At 74.2% G+C, this 4,031-nt stretch carries 3 protein-coding genes; 2 read left to right on the forward strand and 1 reads right to left on the reverse strand.

Going from position 1 to position 4,031, the window contains the following annotated elements:
• Window positions 1–231: 231 nt before the first annotated feature.
• Window positions 232–423, reverse strand: coding sequence for a 50S ribosomal protein L28 (gene rpmB / locus GSF22_RS31620; protein ID WP_208817575.1), 192 nt, complete (start codon window positions 421–423; stop codon window positions 232–234).
• A 199-nt stretch (window positions 424–622) separates the two neighbouring features.
• On the opposite strand from rpmB, the gene GSF22_RS31625 reads away from it, so the two are divergent.
• Window positions 623–2,242, forward strand: a complete 1,620-nt coding sequence (locus GSF22_RS31625) for a DAK2 domain-containing protein (RefSeq protein WP_208817576.1) — start codon at window positions 623–625, stop codon at window positions 2,240–2,242.
• On the forward strand, window positions 2,239–4,031 hold a 1,793-nt coding region (locus GSF22_RS31630; protein ID WP_208817577.1), incomplete at its 3' end, for an ATP-dependent DNA helicase RecG. The genes GSF22_RS31625 and GSF22_RS31630, both read left to right, overlap by 4 nt.

A 4,031-nucleotide genomic window follows, 5' to 3' on the forward strand; every position in this document is an offset into this window, starting at 1 on the left:
CAGCCACGGGCACACTGCCGACGCGATCGAGAACCTCGAAGAACTTCGCCTTGAGTTCCACGGAAACGGACACGGTCCTCGCAACCCCCAGAAGATCCGGGTGTTGCGAGGACCACTAGACCCCAAGTACCGGAAGCGTTAAGCGGGGGCCCTTCCTTGCAACTGTCCGGAACGCGAGTCAGCCGGCGGATCAGTCGATCCGCCGGCTGTTACGCGTCGAGGGTTACCGCGTCAGGCGCGGGTGACCTTGCCGGCCTTGATGCACGACGTGCAGACCTGCATCTTGCGGGTGTTGCCACCACCGGCGGGGGTACGCACCGACTGGATGTTCGGGTTCCAGCGGCGGTTGGTCCGCCGGTGCGAGTGGGACACGTTGTGGCCGAAGCCCGGTCCCTTGCCACAGACGTCGCACACGCTAGCCACGGGATACTCCTGAGATTGATACGTTCGTGAGGTCGCGGGCAGGCGCTGCCCGGGCAACCTGGCCAGGTTACCCGATGCCCCACCGGGCCGGCCAACCACCCCTGACCCGCCACCGTGCCCGAGGAGCAGGGTAGCGGACACGCCGACCAGGGTCCGTCGACCCGGGCGGGTGTCGGCCCTCGCCAGTAGGCTCGTCGCCGTGCTGGAGACCCTGGACGCGGCAGCGGTACGCCGGTGGTGCGCGGGCGGGCTCGCGGCGCTCAAGCGGCACCAGAGCGAGATCGACGACCTCAACGTGTACCCGGTGCCGGACGGCGACACCGGTACCAACCTGGTCCTCACCCTCACCTCCGCCCAGCAGGCGCTGGCGCTGGACCTGGACAACGCCCCGGAGGGGCCGACCCCGCCGCACGGGCACGCGCTGCGGCTGATGGCCCGGGGTGCGCTGCTCGGCGCGCGGGGCAACTCCGGGGTGATCATGTCGCAGATCCTGCGCGGTCTGGCCGACACCCTCGCCGCCGTCGAGACGGTGCGCGGCCGGGCCCTGGCCGACGGGTTGCGGGCCGCCGCCCGGGCCGCCTGGTCGGCGGTCGCCCACCCGGTGGAGGGCACCCTGCTCACCGTGGTCCGGGCGGCGGCGGACGCCGCCGGGGCGACGGCCGGCGACGACCTGCCGGCGGTGGCCCGGGCGGCGGCGGCCGGGGCCACCGCCGCATTGGCCCACACCCCGGAGCAGCTGCCCGCGTTGGCCCGGGCCGGGGTGGTGGACGCCGGTGGGCAGGGGCTGTGCGTGCTGCTCGACGCGCTGGTCGAGGTGATCACCGGGGAACGCCCGGCCGCCGCCGGCCCGGGCCCGGTGCGCCGGCCGGTCACCGTGGTCCGGGAGACCGGTTCCGAGGAGTACGCCTACGAGGTGCAGTTCCTGCTCGACGCCGAGCCGGCCGCGGTACGACGGCTGCGCGAGGTGCTGGACTCCCTCGGTGACTCGCTGGTGGTGGTCGGGGACGGCGCCACGCCCGAGGAGTCGTCCACCTGGAACGTGCACGTGCACGTCAACGACGTCGGCGCGGCGGTGGAGGCCGGGGTGACCGCCGGCCGGCCGTACCAGATCTCGGTCACCCGCTTCGCCGACCAGCCGCCCCCGGACCGGCCCGTGGCGCCGGACCCGGCGGCCCGGGCGGCCGTGGTGGTGGCGCCCGGCGCCGGCATCGCCGAGCTGTTCGCCCGCGAGGGGGCGACCGTGGTGCCGGGCAACCCGTCCACCGGTGAACTGCTCGACGCGGTCCGGGCCACCGGCGCGGCCCGGGTGGTGGTGCTGCCCAACGACCCGAACACCCAGGCGGTGGCGGGCGCGGCGGCCCGCGAGGCGCACCTGTCGGGGATCCGGGTGAGCGTGGTGCCGACCCGGTCGCCGGTGCAGGCGCTGGCCGCGCTGGCCGTCCGGGACCCGGGGCGCCGTTTCGAGGACGACGTGATCGCGATGGCCGAGGCCGCCGGGGCCTGCCGGTACGCCGAGGTGTGCCAGGCCAGCCGGGAGGCGGTGACGGTGGCCGGTCCGTGCCGCCCGGGTGACGTGCTCGCCCTGGTCGAGGGGGAGGTGCACCTGATCGGCACCGACCTGGTCGACACCGCGACCGCCCTGCTGGACCGGATGCTCGGTGGTGGTGGCGAGCTGGTCACCCTGCTCTACGGTGCCGACGCGCCGGACGGGCTGGCCGAGGCGCTCCAGACGCACGTGACCCGGCGGTGGCCGTTCGTCGAGGTACAGGGCTTCCCCGGTGGGCAGCCCCACTATCCGCTCCTGGTGGGGGTCGAATGAGCGAGCAGCAGTCCACCCCGGACACCCCGCTGAAGAAGCTGGTGGGGGAGAAGACCGCCAAGGCCCTCGCCGGCCACCTGGACCTGCACACCGCCGGTGACCTGGTCTACCACTTCCCGCGCCGGTACGACGAGCGGGGCGAGCACACCGACATCCGGTCGCTGGACGTGGGCGAGCAGGTCACCGTGCTCGGCCAGGTGCAGCGCACCGCCGTCCGCCCGATGCGGCAGCGCCGGGGGAACCTGCTGGAGGTGACCGTCGGGGACGGCTCCGGTGGGCAGCTCACCCTGACCTTCTTCGGCAACCAGGCGTGGCGGGAACGCGAGCTGAAACCGGGCCGGTGGGGCATGTTCGCCGGCAAGGTCACCGAGTTCCGGGGGAAACGGCAGCTCAACGGCCCGGAGTACGTCCTGCTCGGCGAGTCGACCGAGGGCGAGGCAGCGGCCAACGAGGAGATCGAGGAGTTCGCCGGTGCGCTGATCCCCGTCTATCCGGCCGCGGCGGCCGTACCGACCTGGGTGATCGCCCGGTGCGTGCGGGTGGTGCTGGACACCTTCACCCCGCCGGAGGATCCGCTGCCGGCCGCCGTCCGGGCCACCCGCAACCTGGTCGGCCTCGGTACCGCCCTGCACGACATCCACCGGCCGGCCAGCAAGGAGGCGCTCTACCGGGCCCGGCACCGGCTCAAGTGGGACGAGGCGTTCGCCGTGCAGCTCACCCTGGTGCAGCGCAAACACCGGGCGAGCGCCGCGCCGGCCCGGCCCCGCCCGGCCCGGCCCGACGGCCTGCTCGACGCGTTCGACGCCCGGCTGCCGTACGAGCTGACCGCCGGCCAGCGGGACGTCGGCCGGGAGATCGCCGCCGACCTGGGTACCGGCCACCCGATGCACCGGCTGCTCCAGGGCGAGGTGGGCTCCGGCAAGACCGTGGTGGCCCTGCGGGCCATGCTCCAGGTGGTCGACGCAGGCGGTCAGGCGGCCCTGCTCGCTCCGACCGAGGTGCTCGCCGCCCAGCACCACCGGGGCATGCTGGACCTGCTCGGGCCGTTGGGCCGGGCCGGTGAGCTGGACGGCGACCCCGCCGGTACCCGGGTCGAGCTGGTCACCGGCTCGCTGGGTGCGGCAGCCCGGCGGCGGGCGTTGACGGAGGTCGCCAGCGGCCGGGCCGGGATCGTGCTCGGTACCCACGCCCTGCTCTACGAGGGGGTCGACTTCGCCGACCTGGGCCTGGTGGTGGTCGACGAGCAGCACCGGTTCGGGGTGGAACAGCGGGACGCGCTGCGTGCCAAGGCGGGGCAACCGCCGCACGTGCTGGTGATGACGGCCACCCCGATCCCGCGCACGGTGGCCATGACCGTCTACGGCGACCTGGAGGTCTCCACCCTGTCCCAGTTGCCGCGCGGGCGGTCGCCGATCGCCTCGCACGTCGTACCGGCCGCCGAGAAACCGGCCTTCCTGGACCGGGCGTGGCGCCGGTTGCGGGAGGAGGTCGCCGCCGGGCACCAGGCGTACGTGGTCTGTCCCCGGATCGGGGAGGCCGGGGCGGGGGAGGAGGAGCCGCCGGCGGACGACACCGGGCGGCGGCCACCGTTGGCGGTGACCGAGGTGGCCCCGTTGCTCGCCGACGGGCCGCTGCGCGGGCTGCGGATCGGGGTCCTGCACGGGCGGTTGCCGGCCGACGAGAAGGACGCGGTGATGCGGTCGTTCGCCGCCGGTGAGCTGGACGTGCTGGTGGCCACCACGGTCATCGAGGTCGGGGTGGACGTTCCGAACTCCACCGTGATGATCAT

The sequence above is a fragment of the Micromonospora echinofusca genome (assembly GCF_017614955.1).
Taxonomy (GTDB): Bacteria; Actinomycetota; Actinomycetes; order Mycobacteriales; family Micromonosporaceae; genus Micromonospora; species Micromonospora echinofusca_A.